General features: G+C 37.6%; 20 protein-coding genes, 2 pseudogenes and 1 CRISPR repeat array. Of the genes and pseudogenes, 20 read left to right on the forward strand and 2 right to left on the reverse strand.

Annotated features, from left to right (window positions below):
- The 8 genes and pseudogenes from cas3 to NSU19_RS04160 all read left to right on the forward strand — a co-directional run.
- Nucleotides 1-2,484, forward strand: a complete 2,484-nt coding sequence (cas3, locus tag NSU19_RS04125) for a CRISPR-associated helicase Cas3' (protein WP_339198927.1) — start codon at nt 1-3, stop codon at nt 2,482-2,484.
- Nucleotides 2,472-2,984 (forward strand): CRISPR-associated protein Cas4, encoded by a 513-nt coding sequence (cas4, locus tag NSU19_RS04130; protein WP_339198929.1) that lies wholly within the window; start codon nt 2,472-2,474, stop codon nt 2,982-2,984. The genes cas3 and cas4 overlap by 13 nt, the downstream gene beginning before the upstream one ends.
- Entirely contained in the window at nt 2,984-3,991 is a 1,008-nt protein-coding gene (gene cas1b / locus NSU19_RS04135) for a type I-B CRISPR-associated endonuclease Cas1b (protein ID WP_339198931.1), read from the forward strand. Before cas4 ends, cas1b begins: the two co-directional genes overlap by 1 nt.
- A gap of 8 nt (nt 3,992-3,999) precedes the next feature.
- Nucleotides 4,000-4,263 (forward strand): CRISPR-associated endonuclease Cas2, encoded by a 264-nt coding sequence (cas2, locus tag NSU19_RS04140; RefSeq protein WP_144597293.1) that lies wholly within the window; start codon nt 4,000-4,002, stop codon nt 4,261-4,263.
- Nucleotides 4,264-4,272: 9 nt separating this feature from the next.
- Nucleotides 4,273-5,019, forward strand: coding sequence for a CRISPR-associated endoribonuclease Cas6 (cas6, locus tag NSU19_RS04145; RefSeq protein ID WP_339198934.1), 747 nt, complete (start codon nt 4,273-4,275; stop codon nt 5,017-5,019).
- Nucleotides 5,020-5,218: 199 nt separating this feature from the next.
- A CRISPR array of direct repeats spans nt 5,219-5,644; the repeat unit is 28 nt; unit sequence GTTTTTATCTTAACTATGAGGGATTGAA.
- 618 nt (nt 5,645-6,262) lie between these two features.
- Entirely contained in the window at nt 6,263-6,583 is a 321-nt protein-coding gene (locus NSU19_RS04150) for a hypothetical protein (RefSeq protein ID WP_003352856.1), read from the forward strand.
- Entirely contained in the window at nt 6,577-6,933 is a 357-nt protein-coding gene (tnpB, locus tag NSU19_RS04155) for an IS66 family insertion sequence element accessory protein TnpB (RefSeq protein ID WP_003352857.1), read from the forward strand. The genes NSU19_RS04150 and tnpB overlap by 7 nt, the downstream gene beginning before the upstream one ends.
- Before the next feature lie 61 nt (nt 6,934-6,994).
- A pseudogene (locus tag NSU19_RS04160) lies at nt 6,995-7,906 on the forward strand (IS66 family transposase); the annotation flags it as partial.
- Here NSU19_RS04160 and NSU19_RS04165 read toward each other — a convergent pair.
- A complete protein-coding gene (locus NSU19_RS04165) occupies nt 7,852-9,669 on the reverse strand; it encodes an IS1182 family transposase (protein WP_339198936.1) in 1,818 nt (605 codons plus the stop codon). The pseudogene NSU19_RS04160 and the gene NSU19_RS04165 overlap by 55 nt on opposite strands.
- A 133-nt stretch (nt 9,670-9,802) precedes the next feature.
- Here NSU19_RS04165 and NSU19_RS04170 point away from each other — a divergent pair.
- The 3 genes and pseudogenes from NSU19_RS04170 to NSU19_RS04180 all read left to right on the forward strand — a co-directional run.
- Nucleotides 9,803-10,441 (forward strand): annotated as a pseudogene (locus NSU19_RS04170) (IS66 family transposase); the annotation flags it as partial.
- Nucleotides 10,442-10,688: 247 nt separating this feature from the next.
- Nucleotides 10,689-11,558 carry a DUF4097 domain-containing protein gene (locus NSU19_RS04175; protein WP_339198938.1) on the forward strand — a complete coding sequence of 290 codons (870 nt, stop codon included), beginning with the start codon at nt 10,689-10,691 and terminating at the stop codon, nt 11,556-11,558.
- Nucleotides 11,559-11,983: 425 nt separating this feature from the next.
- Nucleotides 11,984-12,862 carry an IS982 family transposase gene (locus tag NSU19_RS04180; protein ID WP_339196453.1) on the forward strand — a complete coding sequence of 293 codons (879 nt, stop codon included), beginning with the start codon at nt 11,984-11,986 and terminating at the stop codon, nt 12,860-12,862.
- 176 nt (nt 12,863-13,038) lie between these two features.
- Here the strand turns inward: NSU19_RS04180 and NSU19_RS04185 are convergent, their stop codons facing one another.
- Nucleotides 13,039-14,400, reverse strand: coding sequence for a transposase (locus NSU19_RS04185; RefSeq protein WP_087960047.1), 1,362 nt, complete (start codon nt 14,398-14,400; stop codon nt 13,039-13,041).
- Nucleotides 14,401-15,023: 623 nt separating this feature from the next.
- Between NSU19_RS04185 and NSU19_RS04190 the strand changes: the two genes are divergently transcribed.
- From NSU19_RS04190 to NSU19_RS04230, 9 genes are all read left to right on the forward strand, one after another.
- A complete protein-coding gene (locus NSU19_RS04190; RefSeq protein ID WP_094245809.1) occupies nt 15,024-16,385 on the forward strand; it encodes a transposase in 1,362 nt (453 codons plus the stop codon).
- A gap of 79 nt (nt 16,386-16,464) precedes the next feature.
- Nucleotides 16,465-17,364, forward strand: a complete 900-nt coding sequence (gene cmr1 / locus NSU19_RS04195; RefSeq protein WP_063386983.1) for a type III-B CRISPR module RAMP protein Cmr1 — start codon at nt 16,465-16,467, stop codon at nt 17,362-17,364.
- Entirely contained in the window at nt 17,361-19,019 is a 1,659-nt protein-coding gene (gene cas10 / locus NSU19_RS04200) for a type III-B CRISPR-associated protein Cas10/Cmr2 (protein WP_339198940.1), read from the forward strand. Before cmr1 ends, cas10 begins: the two co-directional genes overlap by 4 nt.
- Nucleotides 18,991-20,130, forward strand: a complete 1,140-nt coding sequence (locus tag NSU19_RS04205) for a type III-B CRISPR module-associated Cmr3 family protein (protein WP_339198942.1) — start codon at nt 18,991-18,993, stop codon at nt 20,128-20,130. The genes cas10 and NSU19_RS04205 overlap by 29 nt, the downstream gene beginning before the upstream one ends.
- A complete protein-coding gene (cmr4, locus tag NSU19_RS04210) occupies nt 20,118-21,017 on the forward strand; it encodes a type III-B CRISPR module RAMP protein Cmr4 (RefSeq protein ID WP_339198945.1) in 900 nt (299 codons plus the stop codon). The genes NSU19_RS04205 and cmr4 overlap by 13 nt, the downstream gene beginning before the upstream one ends.
- A 13-nt stretch (nt 21,018-21,030) precedes the next feature.
- The gene (cmr5, locus tag NSU19_RS04215) at nt 21,031-21,372 is read left to right on the forward strand and encodes a type III-B CRISPR module-associated protein Cmr5 (protein WP_339198947.1); all 342 of its coding nucleotides are present in this window, start codon (nt 21,031-21,033) and stop codon (nt 21,370-21,372) included.
- A gap of 63 nt (nt 21,373-21,435) precedes the next feature.
- Nucleotides 21,436-22,596, forward strand: coding sequence for a type III-B CRISPR module RAMP protein Cmr6 (cmr6, locus tag NSU19_RS04220; RefSeq protein ID WP_339198950.1), 1,161 nt, complete (start codon nt 21,436-21,438; stop codon nt 22,594-22,596).
- 940 nt (nt 22,597-23,536) lie between these two features.
- Nucleotides 23,537-24,649 carry an extracellular solute-binding protein gene (locus NSU19_RS04225; RefSeq protein ID WP_339198952.1) on the forward strand — a complete coding sequence of 371 codons (1,113 nt, stop codon included), beginning with the start codon at nt 23,537-23,539 and terminating at the stop codon, nt 24,647-24,649.
- Complete coding sequence (locus NSU19_RS04230; protein WP_339194445.1) at nt 24,639-25,475, forward strand: alkaline phosphatase family protein; 837 nt, start codon at nt 24,639-24,641, stop codon at nt 25,473-25,475. Before NSU19_RS04225 ends, NSU19_RS04230 begins: the two co-directional genes overlap by 11 nt.
- Nucleotides 25,476-25,548 lie beyond the last annotated feature (73 nt).

A 25,548-nucleotide genomic window follows, 5' to 3' on the forward strand; every position in this document is an offset into this window, starting at 1 on the left:
ATGTATTTGTCTCATAATAATCCAGAGAAAAAATTGACTGTACATTTAAAGGAAGTATACAAATATTTGCAAGATATGCTTAAGCATGTGCCGTTGTCTAAGGGAGATCGGGCGACGCTTGAATATATAGGAAAAATTGTTGCGGTGTCACACGATTTCGGTAAATATTTATCATACTTTCAGGATTATTTGCAAACAGGTGAAGCAAGGGGAGATTTACATCATCATTCCTTTATTTCTGCCGTGTTTACCGCTCATCTTTTGCGCCATCCGGTGAACTTAAATGCTTCTTGGTTTGAATTTGCCCCGCTATTAGGCTACTTCGTCGTTATGCACCATCATGGGAATTTGCGCGATATTTCTTTAGATGTAACAAAATCGCGCCATATTGCAGAAAATACCGTGCAAGATTCATTATATTACCGAGTCATTACATTAAAACAGCAAATCGATGATATAAAGAACCATGCTTCTGCGATTGTGGAAGATTTATCTCCTTTATGGGATGAACTGTCCATTCCATTGTCTCTTTCAGAAGAACTGCACAGCTTCCTTCAAAATTATGAAAAAGCGTTCGACGAGGTATACCGCCAATATTATTTGATCGATAAACGAAGAAAACAAGAATTGACGAGGAAACTTTATTATTATGTGCTATTGCTATATTCTGTGCTTATTGATGCGGATAAATTATCGGCGGCTAACATCGAACGGAAACCGCGTGTTCACATTCCAGCTCATCTTGTCGACCAGTACCGCGAAGCGAATTTTGATGTGAACGTGACAGAGGGGACGAACGGGTGGCGCAATCGGATGTACAACGTAGTGATGGAACGAATAGAGGGGCTTTTTAAAACAAAACCAGAACAGCGATTGTTCACATTAACGGCGCCGACTGGAGCGGGAAAAACGCTGCTGTCGCTTTCGGTTGCTTTAAAATGGCGCGAGCAAGCAGAAAGGCAGTATGGCTATACCCCAAAAATTATTTACGCTCTGCCGTTTACAAGCGTTATCGATCAAAATGAAAAAGTAGTCCGTGATTTGTTAAGCCAGTTGGATGATTTTCATGCAAATGAGCAGCGGTATTTAGTTAAGCATCACCACTTATCTGCGTTTCAATACAAAACTGAAAACGAGGAACTGCCTCTCCGCAAAGCATTGTTGCTGACGGAAAGCTGGGAGGCAGAGCTGATTGTCACGACATTTGTGCAATTGTTTTATACACTGATTGGCTATGAAAACCGCGCGTTAAAAAAATTCCATCAAATTGCCGGAAGCATTATCATTCTCGACGAAATTCAAAACGTGCCGATGGAATATTGGCCTTTGTTGCGTTCCGTGTTGTACAAAATGGCAGAATTGTTTTCCTGCAAAATTTTGTTGTTAACAGCAACGCAGCCGCTTATTTTCCCCGAAGGTGAAACGGTTGAACTTTTGGAATCGGAAATGGTAAAGCCAATTGACTTTTTTAAAGAAATGGAACGGGTCGAGCTTCATTGGCTAGGAGGGGATAAAGGCGCATACAGTCCCGCAGAATGGATGGAACTGTTTCAAAACCGTTTTGAAGATGGAAAAACTTATTTGGCGATTTTTAACACAATTAAAACATCGATTGAAATTTATGAAGGGATAAAAGAATGGCTAAAAGAACGCAGTTATGACGTAATCTACCTTTCTACAAATATTGTGCCTTGTGAGCGGAAATGCTGCATTGAACAAATAAGACAGCTTTTAAAAGAGAAGAAGAAAGTTGTTGTTATTTCAACGCAAGTTGTCGAAGCAGGAGTCGATGTTGATTTTGACGTGGTGTATCGCGACTTAGGACCTATTGATTCCATTGTCCAAGCGGCGGGACGCTGCAATCGTAACGGAAAGTTACATGGACTTGGTAAGGTGTATATAACGCCAATTGAGCGAGATGGAAAGTTAGAATCACAATATGTGTATAAGGGTGTTCATACAAATATAGCGAAGGAAGTGCTACCGAAAACACCGGTATCTGAGCATCAATTTTTTGATATCATTATGCAATATTTTACTGAAATGCGCGGCAAAAAATCGTTCGATGCTTCCGATGGGATTATAAGTGCGATGGAAGAACTAAAATTTGATGCAAAAGATAAGTCGGGAAGCAAAAATAAGCCCAAATATGTATCGGAATTTCAATTGATTGAAAACGCGCATCAAGCAGTGGATGTGTTTGTCGAAGTAGATGATCAAGCGATGGACATTTGGCAGCAATATATTCAGCAGGTGATTGAGGAGAAAGACTTAGAAACTCGGTTTGAAAACTATTTGCGTTTGAAAAAAGACGTGCGCCAATATGTCATTTCCGCTCCGATTAAACTTGTAAAGAATCTGGATCGGGATTTATACGAAAAAACGAAAATGATTCATTTATCCAACGATATACTAAACCAATATTACAACAGCGAATATGGACTGATTCGCTCAAGCGAGATGGTGAATGCATGGACTATGTAATGGATGTAAATGGAACACATATTTGGTACTACTTCATCTGCAAGCGCGAGGTTTGGCTGATTACACATCAGATCGCCGCCGACCAAGAGGATGATAACCTCGAAATTGGCCGTTTTATCTCGGAAACAAGCTATCAGCGTCAGAAGAAAGAAATGCTGATCGGCAATATTAAAGTGGACCGCATTCGCCGCGAAGGGGATACGCTTGTTGTCGGTGAAGTAAAAAAATCATCCACATACGAAAAAAGTGCCTATTACCAATTATTGTTTTATCTTGACACATTGCGAAAAATGGGAATTGAGGCAAAAGGGGAGCTTTTATTTCCAAAAGAAAAGAAAGTAACGAAAGTGGAATGGACAGAAGAAGGAAAACGGGTATTGGAAGAGGCGATAGCTGAAATTCGCCGCATCGCCCGTTTGCCTGTACCGCCAGAGCCAAAGAAAATAGGATTTTGCCGAAGCTGTGCCTATCGTGAATATTGTTTTGCGGAGGAATCATGATGAAAAAGACGCTCTATATTTTTCAAAGCGGCGAACTAAGTCGCGAAGACAACAGTATTTGTTTTGAGACAACTGAGCGTAAACGGAAGCTTCCTGTTGAAGATATCAATGATATTTATATTTTTGGAGAAGTGAATGCAACGAAGAAGTTTTTAGAACTGATGGCACAAAAAAATATCTGCATTCACTATTTTAATCATTACGGCTATTACACGGGAACGTTTTATCCGCGCGAGCATTTAAATGCGGGTCACGTCATTTTAAAACAGGCCGAAGCGTATTTGAATCCAGAAAAACGTCTTGCTTTAGCGCGAAAATTCATTGAAGGTTCGATCGGGCAAATGATACAAGTGCTGAAATATTATCAAAACCGTGTTAAAACCAATAACGAGAAGTTTAAGGAGATGATTTTGGATTTCCAATCAAGCCGGGCGAAACTGGAACAATGGACAAGCGTCGAGGAAATGATGTCAACAGAAGGGCATGTACGCGAGAAATATTACAGCATGTTTGATGATATTTTAAATCATAACCGAGACTTTTTGTTTGAAAAGCGCTCGAAGCGGCCGCCGCTCAATCGTTTAAACGCAATGATTAGTTTCGGGAATCAGATTTGCTATACAACGGTGCTAAGTGAAATCTACAAAACGTATTTAGACCCGCGTATCGGGTTTTTGCACGCGACTAATTTTAGAAGATTTTCTTTAAACCTAGATGTTGCGGAAATTTTTAAACCGATTATGGTCGATCGCCTCATTTTTACTCTTGTAAATAAAAAGATGATTACGAAAAAAGATTTTGACAAACATATGGAAGGAATTTTGTTATCGGAGGAGGGGCGGAGAAAATTTATCGAGGAATTGGACAAGCGCATGAAAACAACAGTCAATCACAGGCATCTTGGTAAGTCTGTCTCATACCGTCGTCTCATTCGTCTCGAGCTTTATAAAATTCAAAAGCATCTTCTCGGCGAAAAAGAATATGAGCCGTATCGCTCGTTATGGTAGGTGTTGCTATGTTTGTGATACTAGTCTATGATTTTGATAAAAAACGTGTCGCGAAAGCGTTAAAGATCGCAAGGAAATATTTATATTGGGTGCAAAACTCGGTGTTGGAAGGGGAAATTTCCGAAGCAAACTATGTAAAGTTAAAAATGGAGCTGGCGAACATCATGGATCCCGATACAGATTCTGTAGTGTTTTATACGTTTCGCACGCAAAAATATTCGAAGCGGGAAGAGATGGGATTACGCAAAGGTGGAGAAGACAACATTTTATAGGAGGAACAGATGAGGCTTACGATTCGATTTAGACCAAAAAATGGAACCCTTATATTACCTATCAACTATGAAGAAGTGTTGCAAGGATTTTTATACCGCTCCATTCAAGATTTTGACCTTGCGGATTTTTTGCATAACGTTGGATATAAGAAGGAAAAGCGGCGGTTTAAAATGTTTACATTTAGCCGTTTGTATGGAACATACCGCATTCATCGTCATGAGAAAAAAATCGAGTTTTTTGACCAAGTAACATGGTATGTTTCTTCTATGTTAGATTCGCTTATTGTGGATTTAGCGAGAAACTATTTATTGAAAGAACAATTCATGTTAAACGGACAGCCGATTCATATCGAGGAGACAGTGGTAAAACCATTAAAGATCGCGGAAAAACATACTTATCAAATTCGTATGCTATCGCCACTTACGGTTTATAGCACTTATGAAAACCGATACGGTGAAAAGCGAACGCATTTTTTCTCGCCGTTTGATCTTGTTTTTTCAGATATGGTAGAGAAAAATTTTTGCAATAAGTTTCAAGCCTATTTTCAAGAACAGCCAACAGAGAGAGTAACTATTAAGCCGATAAAAGTAACGGAAAAAGATAAAGTTGTTACAGTGTTTAAAGAGTTTCGTATCAATGCATGGAATGGAACTTACGAAATTCAAGCTCCGCCTTCTTATTTGAAATTTATGTATGACGTCGGCATCGGGGCCAAAAATTCACAAGGATTCGGTATGTTTGAAATCATAGAATAGTTTTCTTTCTTTGTCGTCGATCCTCAATAGCGCACTAATCCCAGGGGATCGACGACACTTCATTTTTCAGAGTAACGATATAAAAAATACAGAAAATACAAGGAAAACAAAGAATTGATAAAATTGACTGTTTACGCTAAAATGAAAATAACAAAATTTCCATTATTATCAAAACCTTGCACCATCAATGATTTTTGGGGTTTTTATCTTAACTATGAGGGATTGAAACTGTTTGTGGCACAAAAAATTGAAAACGAGGAGGATTGTTTTTATCTTAACTATGAGGGATTGAAACAGTAATTCTTTTTAATATATTCTTTTTCATTAACGCTTGTTTTTATCTTAACTATGAGGGATTGAAACCTTCAAAACGTCCAGTTTCGTCAAGAAAGATGTCTTCGTTTTTATCTTAACTATGAGGGATTGAAACGAAATGGTTTCTAACAGCTTGTCAATTTTTGTTGGGTTTTTATCTTAACTATGAGGGATTGAAACAATAATACTGTAAAGCATCGCATCATTGAAAACGCGTTTTTATCTTAACTATGAGGGATTGAAACGCTTGCGAATGGTACGCAGTAGCAGAAGGAACAAGGTTTTTATCTTAACTATGAGGGATTGAATACATTTTACATTGACAGTGTTCTGACTCCAGCGCAACATGTTGATTCTTCTGGATTTTAATGACCAGGATGATGATGGAATTTTGCTTGACATCCTGTAGGAAAGTACTAATAGTCGAAAAATGGGAGTACAATATCACTTGGCTTTAGACGCATCAAGACCATATTTTTTATTGTACGGATTAGAAACTTACGGTATACGGGGTCTTCCCTCATTACATTCACGTAGTGGGGGACAGGCCCCATAATCATTTCATCATAAATAAGTCTCAAGACTTAGTTGAATATACATTTGAGGTCCATTTTGGAAAATCACTTTTCTCTGTATTCTAAGGAAGAAAAAAGTAATTGAATTTGTTTTTCCTTTAAATTCATTTAATCAATCCAGCTTGAAGTTTTTGGATAATAGCTGTTTATGAGGCTAAAAATCTTCTCTAAAATAAGAATGCGAAAAGGTTGTGGATTTGGAGAGTCATTGCTTTTTTTGTATTTGTTTAGGCGAACTTCTTGCACTAGGGATTTGTTAATGAAGCTAGGTAAGCGTCAAATCTTGCACACCTTCTTGATGTGCTAATTTCATGAGATAATCTCCTCAAGATGAAATTGAAGGAGGTTTTTTTATGCCTAAGAATCCTGAATTACGAAAGGTTTGGGAACAACGAATCGCTGACTATCGTAAAAGCGGTCAAACTCAAGTAAACTGGTGCAAGGAAAATCAATGGAGTATTCACCAGTTTAAATACTGGTTAAGAAAAATTGAAAATCCAATAAAAAATCAAGGAAAGTCTACAAAATGGGCATCCGTTACCCTAGAAGATCATTCACAAACAGTTGAAAATTCATTACGGATTGAAATTAGTGGGATTTCAATTGAAGTAAAACCTGGTTTCGATCCGGCCTTTCTTTCAGAAGTGGTTAGGACGTTGAAATCAACATGTTAGTTGGTACAAGAGCTGAACGAGTTTACTTGGCAAAAGGAAGTACTGATTTGAGAAAATCCATTGATGGATTAGCTGCTTTGGTGAAAGAGGGATTTGATTTAGATCCCTTTTCATCAAGCTATTTTGTGTTCTGTAATCGAAAGCGAGATAAATTAAAAATTCTTCACTGGGACTATAATGGTTTTTGGCTTTATTATCGTCGATTGGAAAAAGGAAAATTTCAATGGCCAAATGAAAATGACACTGGAACGATACAAATTAGTTATCGGCAATTACGCTGGTTATTGGATGGTCTTGCAATGGAGCAAAAGAAAGCACACCCAGAAGTAAAGGCTAGAACAGTTATATGAATTTTTTACTTTTAACAAAAACCTTGGAGGAAAATAGCTAAAACCGTCGAATTATTACTACATGATGAAAAATTTAAAGAATCCTAACCAAAACCCATTTGAATTAATTGAAAAACTTCAACAGCAAATCGTTGAATTGACGGCGAAATTACAATGGTATGAAGAACAGTATCGTCTTAGTCAAAAACGAAAATTTGGCTCTTCAAGCGAAAAAACAAATCCTAATCAATTAGAACTACCTTTATTCAATGAAGCAGAGGTAGAGTCTAATGTAAAAGCCGAAGAGCCAACTGTTGAAACAATTACATATCGTCGTAAAAAGAAACGTGGTCAACGTCAAGCTACGTTTGAAAACCTGCCTATGGAAACGATTGAATATCGTTTACCCGAAGAAGAGCAGGTCTGTTCGTGTTGCGGTGAAAAAACACACGAAATGAGCACAGAAGTACGACAAGAATTAGTGATTATTCCGGCTCAAGTCAAAGTTTTAAAACACGTTCGATATGTCTATGGATGCCGTCATTGTGAGCGTAATGAAATAGAGACACCAATCGTTACAGCACCTGCCCCAAAATCTGTGTATCCAAAAAGTTTAGCTTCACCGTCAAGCATGGCATATATTATGAATCAAAAATATGTAGAGGGGCTACCTCTATATCGCCAAGAACAACAGTTCAAACGATTAGGTGTGATCTTATCCAGGCAAACCATGGCCAATTGGATGCTTTATGGTGCCGAAAAATGGCTTGCGCCAATTTATCAACGAATGAAAGAGCATCTCCTCTCTAAAGACATTCTACATGCGGATGAAACAACTGTTCAGGTTTTACATGAACCTGGAAGGTCAAGCACATCGAAATCTTACATGTGGCTTTATCGGACTGGAAGAGAGGATCCACCACTTGTCCTTTATGACTATCAGGAAACTAGAGCAGGAGAACATGCCAAAGAATTCCTAAAAGGGTTTAAAGGATAGGGCTTGTCTAAAAAGTCCATAAAAACAGAGCGAATGGAGAAAACAATGAGTTTTTCCATTCGCTCTGTTTCCTTATTTTTGAAATTGGTTTGGGAATTTGCGGCCCATTTCAGTATGTTGTGGGCCATTGCCACAATCCCGAATTCTGTTCGGACTTTATGAAGCCCCCGTAACAGAAATCGAGTGAAACGCAAATTGCCCTTGATGTTACCGAACACACTTTCGACATCCACTTTACGCTTCGCATAAAGAGCTGCCTTTTGTTCGTCACCAAGAGCTGCTTTGGCTTTCGCTTTCATTTCTTCATAAATCGTGTTCCAATATACTCGACGATTTCCTTTGGCTTTCGTACACCCATTCTTCAACGGGCAATCCGTACAATCTTCACACTCGTACACTTTCAAATCTTGTATGTATCCAGATGCATTTTTTCTTTTTTGATAATACTTGAATACGACTTTCCGATTGTTCGGACAGATAAAGCAATCGTCTTCTTCGATGTATTTCCAGTTTTGTACTTTTGATAAATCCTTTTTAAACTTTTTACTTTGTTCCTTCAAATAGGTTTGGTATGGGGCTAATAATTCAAAACGAGGTTCTTTTTCTTCGCCAATCGCATATAAATAGTTTTCTTCACTCGCATATCCTGCATCGGCAATGACATACTTGAGTTTCTTTTCCTTCGGCATCGATTCCAATAACTTTTCCATAAATGGTTGGAAACAGCGAGTATCTCCTGGATTTTGATAAATTTCAAATCCCACGATAAATTGATGTTGTGTGGCGAGTTGAACATTATAACCCGCCTTGAGTTGGCCGTTTTTCATATGGTCCTCTTTCATTCGCATAAAAGTGGCCTCATGGTCGGTTTTCGAGTAGCTATTTCGTTCACCTAGAATCTGTTTTTGTACTTTGTATTTTCGTAATCGTGGAAGATAATCCGTTTGAATCGTTTTCAGTTGTTTGGTGAGTTGGGATTTTTTAGAGCGAAGTTCTTTTTTTCTTTCTTTGTCTTCTTCCTGTTTATAATCTTTTTCCAAAGCTTCTATTCTCTCAGAAAGTTGTGCCGATGATTTTTCTAATTCTTCTTCTAATTGTTCTTCTTTTAATTCCTCCAAGGCGATTTGGTGCGCTTCTTGTAGAAACGATTGAATTTTGGCTCGTAGTTTCTGATCATATTTTTCTACGGATTTTCGCCATACAAACGTATATTTGTTGGCATTCGCTTCTATTTTCGTACCATCCACAAAAATATGGTCGAGGTCGATAAGTCCTTGTTCTACTAGTTGAAGGACAAATTGTTCAAATACAGAATCCATCATGTTTGACATACGAACACTACGAAAATCATTTATTGTGCGATGGTCAGGGGTTTGCAATCCCGCCAACCACATCATCGGAAGATTTTCTTTCACCATTTGCGCTATTTTCCGACTTGAATAAACATTTTGAGTGTACGCATATAAAATCACTTTCAATAACATTTTAGGGTGATAGGGTGCACGACCCCCACCAACATAATGAGTATACAACACTTCATCCGGAATCGATTCCACCATTTCATCCACTAAACGGGCGACATGATTTTCAGGAATATACATTTCGATATCTAAAATGCTCATGACTTGACGATTGCAATAAGGTTGGAAAACTAGTTTTTTGCGTTTCTTATTCTTTTGAACCTCTATTTTTTGAATACCCTCTAGAGTCATTTCTAATTGCGTGTTATAATTTTCTTGAATAGTCATTTGATTATTCATAAGAAATCGTCCTTTCTGTAGAATGTTTTTTGGTCAATTTCATTCTATAAAAAAGGACGATTTTTTTGTACCCTAAAAACAGAAAAAAGGGCTGAGCCCAAGGTCGATTCAATCGACTTTTCGGACAGCCCCATACCATAAGGTATCCGGCGTAACATTAGTTGGATGTTGGGCTCATGCCCGCAGAAAGTTCGATGAGGCTTTAAACGTACTTCCTGAATCCAAACGTCATTCAGCAGTCACAGCTCGGGAAGGACTCAATTTCTGTAATCAGCTATTTGCCATCGAGCGTGATTTGAAAGAATGTACACCAGAAGAACGATATAAAAAACGACTTAAACACAGCCAACCATTGTTGGAGGCTTTTTCAGCATGGCTAAAAACAGAGAAAAGCAATGTTTTACCAAAGAGTCTATTAGGTCAAGCCATTACATACTGCCTCAACCAATGGGAAAAACTCGTGGCATTTTTAGAGGATGGACGATTAGAAATCGATAATAATCGAAGTGAACGATCCATTAAACCATTTGTGATCGGAAGGAAGAACTGGATTTTTAGCAATACTCCGAAAGGAGCTAAGGCCAGCTCAATCATTTACAGTATTGTGGAGACAGCAAAAGAGAATAAATTAAATCCATTTTATTATCTTCGCTACTTATTTGAAAGGCTTCCCAATATGGATATAAGCAATATGGATGAGCTTGATCAACTACTTCCTTGGTCCAAAACAATTCCTTTGAATTGTCGGGTTTTTAATAACTTATCACAATAATAGTATTTAATCCCTATCATTAAAAGGTGGGGATTATTTTACGCTTACGAAGCTAGTACGTTTCATTGACATTTTAAATGAAAATTGTAAATATATGGAATAAAACTATGTAAAATTCTAGTCAAAATATTTTGTATACAAGGGGAGGATCGGTGCTACTTTGTTGCCCCTTGCTGAGCGGAGTGCTAAAGGATAAACAAATCAAGTGATAAAGCTGCGAAAAATTTTTGGGAAGGAAGGGAAAACATTGAAAAGATTTTTTGCGATTCTGTTGGGTATCATCGGATTCATTGGTTTATATATTATCTTTTTGAATCCAATCAATTTTAGTTGGTGGCCTTTAGGAAATCAAAGAACCCAGTCCGTTACATCAGAGGGAATTGAAATGATTGAAATTGATGCCTCAGGTGTTAGCACAACGATTATTCCGGAAAATCGAGAAGATTTAAAAGCTGATTTAGATGGAAAGGGAAAGCTGATTGTTAAACAGCATGGAGACAAAGTAAAAGTAAGTGCGAAACAGAAATGGAAATGGTTTGGGTGGTTGTTTCATAACAAGGCAAGATTGAATATTTACATCCCTGAAGATTATGATCGAAACATGGCTATAAATCTTGGCTCCGGGAATTTGAATTTCTCTGGCCTTTCAAAAAATGAACCGATGAAACTAGATGAATTAATATTAGATATAGGCTCGGGAAACGTCAACCTGAAGAATGTATCGGTTAAACATTTTGAGCATGATAGTTCATCGGGGAATGTCGATATAGACTCATTAACGACAGAAACAGGATCATTTGATATTAGTCCTGGAAACCTCAAAGTAAAGCATTATATCGGAGCTATTGAGGCTGAGCTATCATCTGGAAATTTAAATATACAAATGGATGAATTAACAGATTCAGTTGATATTGAAGTAAGTTCAGGAGTGGTGGATCTTAATCTTCCGACTGATGCTGACTTTACTTTAAACGGAAAGACAAACAGCGGCAATATAACATGTGATTTTCCGCTAACTAGCAAAAAAATAGATAATAAAAACATCAAAGGTACCCATGGGTCCGGTGAACATCCTATCGACGTAAGCGTATCAAGCGGCAACATTAAAATTTATTAAAATGATGTGAAAAAGCGTTCATTGATTAACTAGGGAAGCAAGAATGATGTCTATCTCTTTAATAAAATACTTAACAAGTGCCGCACTCTTAAAATATTAAAAGTCAATAGAAAAAGGAAGCAGCCTAAACCTTCTATATTCGTGTTTTAGGCTGCTTTTTAAATAAAATTTCTCTTTTTATCTTTGAATAGCTGAGCATTTATTCGCATATTTTATTAGTCATTCCAAGGATTTTAGGAAATTAGATGCAGGTATTTTATTTACTTATAGGCTGAACCAAAAGAAAAGGTCAGACTCGTTAACAAAAACAAATATAGTTAAGAACCTGTGGTGCTAGATAAAGATCACAGGATATAAAAATAGCCCTTGCATGGAAAATTCCTTTAAAATGAAAGTGCTACCAAACATTTAAAAGGAGAAGTCCCATGCAAGAGCACTTTCATTTTACAACAGACGAAGCGAAAATTCAAAAACAATATGCAGCGATTTTGTTCTTTGTATCTGGACAATTGTCTTTGATTCAGATGTATTTACAACGCCGAAATCACCATTTGTTGAAGCAAGAAGATGAAGTCATCATCGCCGTCCATGTTCTTGGAAAGTTGTTAGGTTTTACATCCGAACGAGCTTGGCACCGATTTGTGATCGGAAACTTATTTTCGAAAGATTTATTTCCTGAACGTTCTCGATATAACCGCCGTTGTCGAAATCTTGGCTTTGCCGTCAAATGGATACGATATCAACTAGCCAAACGTGGGCAACATCACGCTTATGCGGTAGTGGATAGCTTACCTATTGAACTCTGCCACCACGCACGAATGTATCGCGTCAAACGGTTTCAAGGAATCGCAGATATCGGGTATTGTGCATCCAAAAAGATGGCTTACTATGGGTTTAAGCTTCATCTCCAGATCACTGACCAAGCGCTTCCGATGGGATATGTCGTCACCGAAGCATCCTGTCACGACCGGACAGCTGCGGAAACCGTGATGGCCCAACTTCCTCATCCGTATACACTTGGTGACAAAGGATATGTGAGCCAAGACTTGCAAAAGAAGCTGTATGATGAATACAAGATCACTTTTTGGACGCCCGTTCGGAAAAACCAGAAAATCCATCAATCGAAAGCATGGAAACGATGGATGAAACGAAAACGCAAAATCGTCGAAACCGCGTTCTCGGTTTTAGTGGATTCATTTCGGATCACGAAAATTCGCGCCAATTCGATCTCTGGATTTGAAACGGCGCTTGATGCCATTTTGTTGGCCTATTCGCTCGTTGTTCTTGGGCTAGTTGAGCGTTGACGCTCAACTAGCACCATGGGTAGTTAAGAGTTAAGATATAAAATAAGTTCAATGGACTATATATGGGGAAATGCATGTAATTTCAGATGTTTATGGGGTAACCTTTTTTGTGTTTGTTTTTGATTTTGTTATTGATGGATGATTATGTAATAAATTAAAATATATATATAAATTACTCAACTTTCGCACACAGAAATATTTAAGCATTGCTTGATATAATTAGGTATAGTGGCCAACCATTTATTCATTTGATTTTTAAAGATGTCCATGTTCAAAGAAACCTCGGCTTCCGCCAAAGTTTGGAAAAGGTCAATAAGTGATTGAAGGGCAGTAATAAAATCTATGTCTTTTACATCTTCGCAAAGGATGTAAAAAAGGTTGCCAATCGTCTTAGGATCCTCCTCTTTTCGCATTTGCCAAGCAATGAGAATATATCGTGTAAAAACAATGGTTGTATGGCTAATTAACATGTCGTAGGAACGTCCCTGGAATTCTTTCTCTAAATTTAAAAGGGATTTATTGCATTTGAAGAAGACTTCAATGTCCCAACGCATGCCGTAAATACGAATGATCTCTTCATTTTCTAATGTTGTATCTGTGCTGAGAATGGCAAGCCATTCGCTCCGTTTATTACGGTTTCGTACAAATAGAATTTTTACTGGAATTCCATTGTCTAAAGTAGCATAAACGGATCCGCGAATGTCTTTTTTACCCATGTGAGGTTTTGCCAATTTGTAAAGTTGATTCAGTGTGAAACGTTCACCATTGTAAACGTATCGCTGCTTTAATTGCTTCACCAAGCCAATGACAAATAACCCTTTGTTCGTAATCTTCTCAATTAAAGGCGCTTGTGTAAACCAGGAATCCATGAGAACATAGTCAGCTATAATCCCTTTTTCAAGCGCATGATCAAGTAAAGCTGAAGCCACGTCCGGTTTTGATTTCAGAGCTTCCTGGCGACGCTTATAGCCAGATGTTCGTTTATCAATATTGGTATTGATTTCTTGCAGGCGATTTTCCTTTTTCGGTGAACTTAGAAGAGCAAAATCAACGGGAATAAAAGTAAAACTATCGGTCCAGCCAAGGGTAAGCATTTGAAACCCTTTCAAGTACTGATGGGTAGAGTGATCAAAAACCTTAGCCAACAGTTCAACCGACTTACTACGGTTTCTTGAAAAGACAGAATCATCAATCACAAAAGCTGTGACACGATCTTTTGAAGTTAATGGTTGAAGCAGACGGATCATTTCACTGCTTAATGAAAGCAGAAACTTTCTCCAATGATAGGTTGGTGTATTTAAAAAGCGATAGACTGTATCCTTTCCGGGCAGATCCTGAGATCGTTTACTCATAAAAGCACGAAACCAGTTCTTATATTGGAAGACTAAAAGAAAAATCAGTTTGAAAACAGTAAGACAAGAATACCCGGAAAGTTTCGTAATATTCGCTTTTCTTAAATGATATCCAATATTTAATTCGGAAAATCCTTGTTTAATTTCTTTTGGTAATTGCGCAAAGTAGTCTTTATTCGTTATCATAGTGGTGACACCTTTCTTTTGGATTTGGTTTCGTCACCAATATTTTACCAAAAGAATAGGTGTCTTTCTTTATGTTTTAAAAAATGTCAAATGATAATTTTGTACTTCCCAAAACCATTTACATCAAGCATTTAAACAAGATTTTGGACTGCGAAAGCTGAGTAAATTACTAAATTTGAACAAAGCTGGGAACTGGAATGGGAGCATTGTACCATATTTGTGTAATGGAGTGCGGAGTTCCTTGATTCGCATTTTATTGGAGCGAATTCCGAAGGATAACTGGCGTGTCCGAGATATAAGTTTTGTTGATGAGATGATTAGTAAACTTCATCCTAATCGTGAATGGTTAAAACCATATAACGTCATTACCGAATATTGTAATGATATTAATCAATCATGCAGGAACTAGTACAAATGCTCGTGAGAGATTGGTTTATTATCTAAAAGTTTAGAACTCAACTTTCTCACAGTAAATTGGATTTCTAAGCCTTACGGTTAATGGGTTTGTTGGTTGTTTCGAATACTTCTTGACATAAAAATTTGCAAAAAAAACACCTCAACTTTTGGTATAGTTTAATTGTCCAGAAAAAACATTACCAAAAGCAGGTGAGGTGTCTCTTATTATGATAACGAATAACAGACTGAACAATCAACTACCAAAAGAAGTAAAAGCTATATTTGATGAACTTGAAATCTTAAAATATTTAAGGAAAGTGGGAATTAACAAGGGTTTCGGTTATTCCTGCGCCTATTTATTCCAGCTAGTTTTTAGTTTAGTTTTTGAAGGCAAAAATTTGTTTCGACTTCTTCAAAGTAAAAAAGCTAAAGATTTGCCGGAAAAAAACGCTATTTATCGCTTCTTAAATAACCCTCAATACAATTGGCGCAGGTTTTTACTTGTTTTGAGTACTTTCACCATTATGAAGGTAAGTAGTTTAACGAGACACGACCGTCCGAAAGTGCTGATCGTGGACGACTCATCTTATGAACGAAATCGCAGTAAAAAGGTTGAACTGCTTGCTCGCTGTTTCGATCATTCTTCTCAAAAAATGCGTTATTACAAAGGATTTCGTATGCTTACACTCGGCTGGTCAGATGGTGCTACATTTTTGCCTATTGATTTTGCTTTATTAAGCTCTACGAATTCCCAAATCAATGGGATTGATAACCGAATCGATAAGCGTACATCCGGTTATAAGCGGCGTGTCGAAGCTTTACAAAAAGCGCCGGAAGTTATTCCCAATATGATTAAACGGGCACTTTCTCAAGGAATCGATGCCTCATACGTTTTAATGGATACATGGTTTACCCAACAGCCTTTGATCAAGTCCATTGTGGATCAAGGGTTGGATGTTATTGGAATGGTGAAGGATACAAAACAAAGATATCAAGTGAACGGTGAATGGGTGAGCCTAAAAAAACTATACCAAACAGCTAAACCATCACAACATCAAAAGGGTATTTTGCGCTCTATTCACACAACGATGGCAAATGGCGTACCTGTTAAAGTGGTATTTGTCCGTAATCGTAATAAAAAGAGACAGTGGCTAGCTATTTTGAGTACAGACTGTACTTTATCGGATCAAGAAATCATTCGTATTTATGGGATACGTTGGGATATTGAAGTATTCTTCAAAACAGTCAAATCCTTATTGAAACTCCAAAAAGAGTTCCAAGGAAGATCTTATGATTCCATGATCAGCCATACCACTATTGTGTTTACAAGGTACATTGTTTTGTCTTGGCAAAACCGAGTAAGTACAGATTATCGAACATTAGGCGGCATTTTTTATGAACTTTGTGATGAAATCGATGAACTAGATTGGGCCTTTGCACTTCAACTACTCATTGAAATTCTTGAAGATGCACTTCAAAATGTAAATCAAAAGATTAAAAAATTCATCGAAAGTCAATTACGTAAATGGATTGTAGTTTTGCCTAATTATATCAAGGCTTATTTACCAAAATTGAGCTGCGAAAGTTGAGTTTAGAAGAATTAAAGGCATTGTTCAAAAAAATGTCGGAACTTTCAAAAGAAAATAGAATGTAAAGGAGTTAGAAACGATGAGCCGCGATTTGTCGATTCATGCATCAGCGGTTGTTCAAAAAAATTTTTCGTTCACGTTCGTCACCCCAATGGTCATGCATGGAGCAAAACGAAAAGAAATAGCGGAATTTCGGATTCCTTCGGTAAGAGGAATATTACGTTATTGGTGGAGGACATTACAAGACGAAACGAGTCCCGAATTTCTATTGGAAAAAGAAGAAGCAATATTTGGGGGTACAACGAACCAACAAAAATCACGTGTATCATTCATTCTCCAGCAACCCATAACTGGATATAAGTCGGAGAATGTATTGCCGCATAAGACTAGTCCTGTTTCCCTTAAGAGTATTGAGGCAAACAAAACTGCAATAATAACCATGCAAACATTGCACAAGCATAATGAACACTTTAAATTATATGATTTATATTTTCAGTATATATTGCATCTTGCGGGAATGGGACAGCGGGCAAGACGGGGATTTGGTGCATGTCAATGGGAAGAGCATAAGTGGGGAAACAAAGAAATGTTTACGGCTTCTCTAAAGCAGATATTGGAACAATTAGGTGTTGCTCAGAAGTTTGAGTTTTCGATCAGTGGGGATGGTATGTTGAAGAGGAAGAAATCAGCAACTACGCCTCATCCTGTATTATCCGCTGTATGGATTGGTGAAGGTAAGTCAACGCCTCATGAAGTGTTGAAAATGTTTGGTGAAGCGTCACATAGAGCGAATCGATATGGCAATTTAGGTTCTGTGAAAGAGCGGTTTGCTTCCCCATTATGGTGTACGGTAAGGAAAATTGGAGATTTGTATTATCCGATTGTGACAGAAGTACAAGCAAAGGACGAAAGATATACAAACTCCAAATATGAACGTGATCGTGCGGAGTTTTTACGTGTAATTGGGGTGAGTGTATGAGCAATCAACATTTAGTCGTTTTTACGGTAGGTCCTGTTCAATCATTTATCGCATCAGCAAGAAAAACCGAAGATTTTTGGAGCGGAAGTTATATATTATCACACATTATCCGCGAAGCGATGAAAATGTTATCAGAGTTAGATCCGGAGTGTGAATTTATATTTCCGAAAAATATCCAAGAAACAGATATAAAATCACGTCATATCGCCTCAATGCCAAACCGTTTCACAGCTATTGTTCATAAAGATGCGCAAGGTGCAGCGGCTATTCTTCAAGAAACGGAAGGGCATGTACGTAAAGTGTTTTATGAATTGTGCACTTTTGCGATTCACTCAGTTTTTCCATCCCTTGATGAACAAGAAAAAATGATTTTGAAGGAAAAAGCAGTTAAGCAAATTGACGTGTTTTTCGAAGTGTATTGGGTGATTGAACCCTATGATTCTACCATTAATTTTCAAGAAGTAAGAGAAAGAGCGGAAAAACGTTTAGGGGCATTAAAAAACGATAAACACTACCCGGGGTTTGTGCAGTACGGATTAACATGCAGTGTATGTAAGGAACGGGAAGCATTATGCCTTGAGAATATAGGATTGGAAGATAAATATGGGGATATGAAACGAAAGTTAGTGGGAACGTGGAAAAAGCGTTCAGAAGCATATAAAGTTTCTAAGAACGCTGAGGATAAGGAACAGAAAGCAGGACGAATAAAAGACAACGAATTTTTATGTGGAATTTGTCTTGGCAAACGTACAGCGTGGGATTATTTTACAGATAAATTAGGGAATAAGCAGGTCTTCCACCGCTTCCAGTCCGTTTTGGATATCGGTGAAGGAGATTATTATGCTATTCTTCTGATGGACGGAGATAATATGGGGAAATGGTTTTCTGGGGAAAACAAGGAAGACTACAGTCGGGTTAGCGAGCGATTAGCTCATTTTTCCCAACGAGTAGTGCCTAAGATTGTCGAGCGGGATTACAAAGGGCGCCTTGTTTATGCCGGCGGCGACGATGTGCTCGCATTTTTGCCTGTGGAGGAAGCATTGCGTGTTGCTCAAAAGCTACGTTTTGCATTCAGTCATCCAGAACATGGGCTGGGAGAAAAGGCAACAGCATCGATCGGATTGATCATTGGACATAAGAAAGCCCCTTTGCAAAGTTTGCTAAACAACGTTCGCCAATTGGAGAAAAAGGCGAAAGGGTATGTCAATCCTGAAACAAATGCAAAGAAAAATGCATTGGCTTTGGCCGTGCATACGCGCTCAGGCGAGATTTCTGTAGCGATACTACCTTGGGAAATTGAAACATCACGGACAGTGAAGCTGCTACAAGATATTATTTCATTGTTACTAAACGATTTATCTTCGACATTTATTTTTCATTTTTCCAATGCTTTCTTTCCACTGCTGTACGAAAATGAAGATTACCGAAAATTGGAGAATCGTGAGATGATGCAAGTGGAATTGCATCGTTTATTAAAACGCTCTGTAAAAGAGGGGAGAAAAGTCGAATCGTTGGATCAGCATGTAGAAACATTGCTAAAGTTACATAACGTCTCTAAATCAAGTTATGATTTCTTAAGTTTATTGAAAATGCTGACATTCTTTAAGAAATCGGAGGGAAAAAAGAATGAAAAAGCTGACGTTAAAACCGGTTGATACTTTTTTCTTTAAAAATCATCAAGTAACTGAAGCTGGAAACGATACGGTGATGGACGGCATTTTCCCTCCAAGACCAAACACCATTTATGGTGCATTGCGGGGAGCATTTATTCACGAGCACGCCACGTTTGAAGAGTTTTCACAACAACGAAATGATAAGTTAAAAAAGTGGATGGGGACACCAAACGAAACTGGAGACTTTCAGATTACTTATTGTGGGATGGAGTACAACAATATTTTATTTCTTCCGCTTCCTTTAGATTATCAAGTGGTAGAAGAGGACGAAAAAACGATTGCATATCCTCTTCAATTAAAAAAAGATACGCAATTTTCTTCACAACCTGGAGAGTGGAGATTATTTTCTAACCGAACCGAAAAATCGAAAAGTTCAAGTCATCAATTTGTCCCTATTCAGCATTGGAAAGAAGGGGTTCTTCATCATCAGCCTATTTGCCATTTGTCTCACGCTGCTCAGATAGTGTCGAGCGAAGAAAAATTAGGAATTGCACTTAATTACCAAGAGAGAAGGGCAGAAGAGCACTATTTGTACCGAATGGTCAAATGGAGATTTAAAGAAGAAGGAGCCTTTGTCGTCTACACTTCTTCTAGTCCTGATTTTTCGTCTGTTAAATTTGCGCGCATTGGCGGAGAAAATCGTCCGTGGATTGTCAAACAGAACGAAGAAGTTTTCTCTCTTTGGACCGAGGAAGAGCTGCAAAAATTGTCTGAGCAAATTAAGCAGACTAACATCGCTAAAATCATTTTATTAGCACCGGCGATTTGGGTGAATGGGTCACGACCTGGAAGTTTTGATAGTGAACACATTTTATTGCCAAATGGGCTTAGAGTGAAATTATTAGCTGCTGCCATTGGTCGGCCAGAACTGTACGGCGGATGGGATATTGCCAACCATCGACCAAAACCAAGGAAGCCGATGGTTCCCGCTGGTTCCGTGCTCTATATTAAAGTACAGGAGGGACAGATCACAGAACTGCTTTCACTCGCAAACGGCTTACATTTGACCGATGAAGGTGCACATGAAGGATTTGGTTTTGCAGTAATTACTAGCGGAAAACGAATGGAGGAGGAATTGTCATGTATTCGTTAGTTCGTCCATTTTTATTACATGCCATCACGTCTGTTCACGCAGGAAGTGGAAGTGAAATCGGTCTTGTAGATTTACCGATTCAGCGGGAAAAACATACAGGATTTCCAAAAATCGAAAGCTCTTCTTTAAAAGGGGCGCTTCGCTATACAATAGAGACGTCTTTAAATCAAGATGAAAAGAAAAAAATGAAGCTGGAAAAATTAGAACTAATTTTTGGCTCAAATAAGAAAGAACAGAACAATAACGATACACAATCAAGCGCAATTGCTCTAAGTGATGCAAGAATATTAATGTTCCCGGTGAAATCGATGCGCGGTATATTTGCTTGGATTACATGTCCTCAAGTATTGAAACGGTTTAATGATGAAATATTGCTTCACAAATTGAACGTTGAGCCCCTTGTCGTACCAGAAGCTAAAACAGTATCTTCTGAACGATTAATTGTGGCTAACGATCATATCGTTTTAGAAGAATATAATTTCTCAGTAAAAATTACCGACGAGGCAAAAACGCTCGCGGAACAACTATCAGCTTTAGTGAAGAAAGAGCTTTACACGGAATTGCGCGATCGGATCGTCGTATTAGAAGATGACGATTTTGCGGATTTTGTGAAATTATCTACTGAAATTAATGCGCGTATTAAAATCAACCAAGAAACTGGTACAGTTGATAACGGAGCGCTTTGGTATGAAGAAAATGTTCCACCAGAAACGATTTTCTACAGTTTTCTCTACATTGGTCAAATTCGCGGTAACGGGGTAGAAGGCTTAAAATCAGCTGAAGACGTGGAGAAATTTTTAGTGGAGGAAGGACATTTCCCTGATGTCTTCCAACTTGGCGGGAACAGCACACTTGGCCGTGGAATGCTCCGGAGAATTTGGGTGTAAAGGAGGAAACAATATGGCAGTAGAACGTGTTGGCATTGAAAACGGACGAGCATCGTTTGCCTTTGAAAGCGTAAAGAAAGCTTTCCAAGACAATAAAGTAAACTTCGAAAGCTACCGTTCATATGTAAAAAAAATGCCCTCTCTCATTCAAGTAAATGGATTAGGACAAGCATTAGCTTTTTGTTATCAAAAAAAGAAGGAATACCGTGTGATTTATGACCAATTACATACATGGTTAAGGGGACAGTATAAACAATATTTCCAAGAACAAAATAAAGAATTTGTAGAAGTTGTCATAGGGCTAAAAAGCTCGGATTATCGCGTGCTGACGATGGAAGTACTTGCTCTATTTTAAACTGGTTGCGAAAATTTGCCGATGGCATGGCAGAACAGAAACAGCAGTAAAGGAGAGGATAACATGCTGTTTCACCCAATAGATACGAAAGAAGCTTTTAACCCGGCGAATAAAAGTGAAATTGCTCATTTGTGGTATCACGTTCATTACGATCAATTCACTCTGAATGAAAGAAATAAAAAGGGCAAATACGTTCCAAAGAAAGAGTTTGATTCTATTCCCATTCGTCGTGAGCTGATGAAAATCGCAGAAAATACCATACAACAACAAAAAAGAGCGCTTGTTGATTTATCAAGCTATTATCACATACGACAGTTAAAAGCAAAACCGATTGCCCGCATTGTCCATGGATTAGGAGGAGGGCATGTTCGCGAAACATCGCTGACGCTCCACCCTGTGTATGGAATTCCGTACATTCCAGCTTCGAGTCTAAAAGGAGTTGTAAGAAATTGGTTTATCCAAACGTATTGTGATGGGAATGAAAACCAATTAGCTTTACATCCAAAAGGTTCGCTTGTGTTTGGAACACAGGAGCAGCGAGGAATGGTTCAGTTTCACGATATTTTCTTAACGAATGATTTAAGGATTGAACCGGATATATTAACTGTTCATTTCAAGGATTATTATAGTGGTAGAAAGGCGGCAACCGATGATCAAAGACCGAATCCGGTAACATTTTTATCAGTGACTGTTTCCGATGTGGATATATATGTAACCTCTAACAAATATGACGATTCGTCAAGTGAGGAATTGTTAAAGGAGGCAGCAAACTGGACAGCTCAGGCTTTGTCAGAATTAGGAATTGGTTCAAAAACATCATCAGGGTATGGTTATTTTACCAATATTGAAGACGTGACTGAAACAGAGTTTTTACAGTATGTAGAAATGCGGAAACTGGAAAGAGAAAAACAAAAAATAATAGAGATAGAACAAAAACAAAAGGAGGAAGAGGAAAAACGTCGAAAAGAAGAGGAATCTCGTCTAGCTGAGATGTCTGACGAGGAAAGATTAGTTTTCCTAATTGAAAGATTAACAAATAGCTCCGTTGACGAAGAAAAGAGCAAAACAGAGCTATACAACGAAGTGATAGAACAAAAAAATCAGCAGGCGGCACAAGCGTTAAAAGCATATTGGCAACGTATCGGCCAATGGAAAGTGAAAAAGCAAAAGAAAAAACAATACGAAAAAGTACAGGCTATTAAACAACTATTAAATGAGAGATGAAAATTTGTTGTCGACCTCCAACCGTGCAAAAATCAGGAGGATCGACAACACTTTATTTTTTAGCGTAACGAGGCAAAACCCAAAGAAAACAAACACGAAACAATAATTGATAAAATTTACTATTCACTTAAAATAATTCAAATGAAACAAAACTGAGTAAACTTCCTTCTCTTTATGATTTTAATAATTTGCGAAAACGCCCTAATTTCCAAAAGGAATCATCTAGATAATCGAATAAACTATGGAAAAAGGATAATAAAAATAAAGAGTGTTATTCAAAACAATTGACATTTTGTTTATAAAACGTTAAGAAAAGATTAATTTTACTTTTACTCATAAAGTAGTTTCTTTATCAAATATTGAGGTGGGATTTCATTACACTCAACTTTATTATCTAACACCATATTTATATAGAACAAATCAAGTATTATATGTTTGAAGGATGTTAAGAAAAAATTTGTGCATCAAAACGTGAAGACCTTTGCAAAAGAAAATACCAGCCTTTTAGCGATTAAAAAAAACGATTTCCGACTGATATTCTATCTGGAAGATTACTTTGTGTTTGGTCTGTATTTGTTTGAACACAGCAATAACGTGCTTCTCAAATGAATTTGAGAAGCTTTTTTTTATGCTTAGAAATTTTTTTCATGAAATTGTACTGCAATGGAAGTTTAAAAGAGATTTATGAAATTGATTTTTCTTGTATAGATAAAATTTTTATTTTCGAAAGTTGGAAAAACTTTCATCAAGATTCTTAGTTCAACTCTCGTTTGGTAGGAATATGAATTAAAAAAATTCTTCTTGTTTCATTTAGAAACTTGTATAAGTTAACAAAATATTAATGTTGAATTTATATGTGATTTACATTCTATTTTTATACTGAAATCATAAACAATCAACAAAAAGCAAAAACAATTCACATTAAAAGGAGAAGTGAATGATGGGGAAAAATCATTTTGGGAAAGCTGGCAAGTCATTACAAGTCTGTATTTTAGGGTTAAGTTTATTAGGTTTGGCAGCTTGTGGAGGCGGCGGAAGTGAATCTTCTTCCAAAGAAATCGATACTGAATCACTTACTCTTGATGAAATTGTTGAAAAAGCTAAACAGGAAGGTGAAGTGAATAGTGTCGGAATGCCGGATACTTGGGCAAACTGGAAAGAAACATGGCAAGAACTTTCAGAGGAGTATGGGTTAAAGCATACAGATACAGATATGTCCAGTGCTGAAGAAATAGCTAAATTTGAAGCAGAAAAAGATAATGCGACAGCAGATATTGGTGATGTAGGCATCTCATTTGGGCCTGTAGCGGAGGAGAAAGAATTAACACTTCCTTATAAAACTTCCTATTGGGATGAAATACCTGATTGGGCGAAGGATGACAATGGTGATTGGGTTGTTGGCTATCAAGGAACCATTGCTTTTTTAACAAATAAAGAGCTTGTAAAAAATCCTCCAAAATCTTGGAATGATCTATTAGAAGGTGATTACAAAGTAACAGTCGGTGATGTTCAGAGAGCCACACAAGCGCAAATGTCCATTTTGGCAGCGGCAATGGCACTTGGTGGTAATGAATCGAATATTCAACCTGGTATTGATTTCTTCGCGAAACTTGCAAAACAAGGACGTCTTAGTTTAACGGACCCTTCCCCGGCCATGATTGAAAAAGGGGAAGTGGAAGTAGCGATTCTTTGGGACTTTAATGCTCTTAATTATGCTGATCAAATTAACCGTGAACAATTTGACATTACTATTCCAGAAGAAGGTTCTGTTGTCAGTGGGTATGCAACGATTATTAATAAATATGCAAAACACCCTCATGCCGCAATGCTGACAAGAGAGTATATATTAAGTGATGAAGGTCAAATTAATTTAGCAAAAGGATATGCACGACCAATTCGTAAAGTCGAACTGCCTTCAGAAGTAGCTGAAAAAATGATACCAGAAGAACAGTACAAAAATGCAAAACCAGTTGAAGACCATAAAGTGTGGGAAGAAACAGCAAAAAAATTGCCGCAAATATGGCAAGAAGAGGTGCAAGTACATGTCAAATAAAGTAATCGTCGTCGTTGTAGACGGAATGCGGTATGACAAAGCATATGATGCACTCGGATATTTACAGCACCTCGTTGAAATAAAACAAGCGGCATTATATAAAGTGAAATCGGAACTGCCAAGTTTATCTCGGCCATTATATGAAGTTTTATTGACTGGGACACCTGCTTCTACAAACGGTATAACAACTAACCAGACAGTTCGCTTATCGAAGCAAAAAAGTCTGTTTCACTTAACAAAAGAACACGGTCTTCGTAATGCCGCAGCGGCTTACTATTGGGTAAGCGAGCTTTATAATCGAGCACCATTTGATTTTGTAGAAGATCGTTTCCAAATGGATGAAACAAAACCTATTCAATATGGAATTTTTTATTGGGAAGATGATTATCCTGATTCTCATTTAATGGTTGATGCAGAATATTTAAGAAGAAAATATATGCCCGATTTTTTATACATTCATCCTATGGGTGTTGATTTAAAAGGTGAACAATTTGGAGCGGAATCTAAAGAATATCGGGAACAAATTTTAAAAGTAGGCAGTTTGCTAGCTCAAACTGTACCGATTTGGCGACAGGAAGGGTATCAAATTTTAATTACATCTGATCATGGAATGAGTGAAACAGGAAATCATGGTGGCACAACATCCTGTGAAAGGGATGTACCGCTATTTGTCATAAGCGAGAAAATAGAAGCTGGTGTGTATGATGAAGTGATTCCACAACTAGCCTTTGCGCCGCTTGTTTGTCAATTGCTGGGGATTGAACCTTCAGAAGAAATGATTTCATATCAAATGCCAGGACTAAAAAATAAAAAAGTTTTCAATTAATTCGACAGCCTTTGCATTTAGTTCATCAAATAAAATCGATCTAGCTTTATTGCTAGATCGATTTTAAAGGCGG

The sequence above is a fragment of the Aeribacillus sp. FSL k6-2211 genome, assembly GCF_037966125.1.
In the GTDB taxonomy this organism is placed as follows: domain Bacteria; phylum Bacillota; class Bacilli; order Bacillales; family Aeribacillaceae; genus Aeribacillus; species Aeribacillus composti.

Excerpts from the sequence above, each read along its gene's own strand:
- cas3 (WP_339198927.1), top strand. The coding sequence starts at position 1 with ATGTATTTGTCTCATAATAATCCAGAGAAAAAATTGACTGTACATTTA.
- cas4 (WP_339198929.1), top strand. The coding sequence starts at position 2,472 with ATGGACTATGTAATGGATGTAAATGGAACACATATTTGGTACTACTTC.
- cas1b (WP_339198931.1), top strand. The coding sequence starts at position 2,984 with ATGAAAAAGACGCTCTATATTTTTCAAAGCGGCGAACTAAGTCGCGAA.
- cas2 (WP_144597293.1), top strand. The coding sequence starts at position 4,000 with ATGTTTGTGATACTAGTCTATGATTTTGATAAAAAACGTGTCGCGAAA.
- cas6 (WP_339198934.1), top strand. The coding sequence starts at position 4,273 with ATGAGGCTTACGATTCGATTTAGACCAAAAAATGGAACCCTTATATTA.
- NSU19_RS04150 (WP_003352856.1), top strand. The coding sequence starts at position 6,263 with ATGCCTAAGAATCCTGAATTACGAAAGGTTTGGGAACAACGAATCGCT.
- tnpB (WP_003352857.1), top strand. The coding sequence starts at position 6,577 with ATGTTAGTTGGTACAAGAGCTGAACGAGTTTACTTGGCAAAAGGAAGT.
- NSU19_RS04165 (WP_339198936.1), bottom strand. The coding sequence starts at position 9,669 with ATGAATAATCAAATGACTATTCAAGAAAATTATAACACGCAATTAGAA.
- NSU19_RS04180 (WP_339196453.1), top strand. The coding sequence starts at position 11,984 with ATGCAAGAGCACTTTCATTTTACAACAGACGAAGCGAAAATTCAAAAA.
- NSU19_RS04185 (WP_087960047.1), bottom strand. The coding sequence starts at position 14,400 with ATGATAACGAATAAAGACTACTTTGCGCAATTACCAAAAGAAATTAAA.
- NSU19_RS04190 (WP_094245809.1), top strand. The coding sequence starts at position 15,024 with ATGATAACGAATAACAGACTGAACAATCAACTACCAAAAGAAGTAAAA.
- cmr1 (WP_063386983.1), top strand. The coding sequence starts at position 16,465 with ATGAGCCGCGATTTGTCGATTCATGCATCAGCGGTTGTTCAAAAAAAT.
- cas10 (WP_339198940.1), top strand. The coding sequence starts at position 17,361 with ATGAGCAATCAACATTTAGTCGTTTTTACGGTAGGTCCTGTTCAATCA.
- NSU19_RS04205 (WP_339198942.1), top strand. The coding sequence starts at position 18,991 with ATGAAAAAGCTGACGTTAAAACCGGTTGATACTTTTTTCTTTAAAAAT.
- cmr4 (WP_339198945.1), top strand. The coding sequence starts at position 20,118 with ATGTATTCGTTAGTTCGTCCATTTTTATTACATGCCATCACGTCTGTT.
- cmr5 (WP_339198947.1), top strand. The coding sequence starts at position 21,031 with ATGGCAGTAGAACGTGTTGGCATTGAAAACGGACGAGCATCGTTTGCC.
- cmr6 (WP_339198950.1), top strand. The coding sequence starts at position 21,436 with ATGCTGTTTCACCCAATAGATACGAAAGAAGCTTTTAACCCGGCGAAT.
- NSU19_RS04225 (WP_339198952.1), top strand. The coding sequence starts at position 23,537 with ATGGGGAAAAATCATTTTGGGAAAGCTGGCAAGTCATTACAAGTCTGT.
- NSU19_RS04230 (WP_339194445.1), top strand. The coding sequence starts at position 24,639 with ATGTCAAATAAAGTAATCGTCGTCGTTGTAGACGGAATGCGGTATGAC.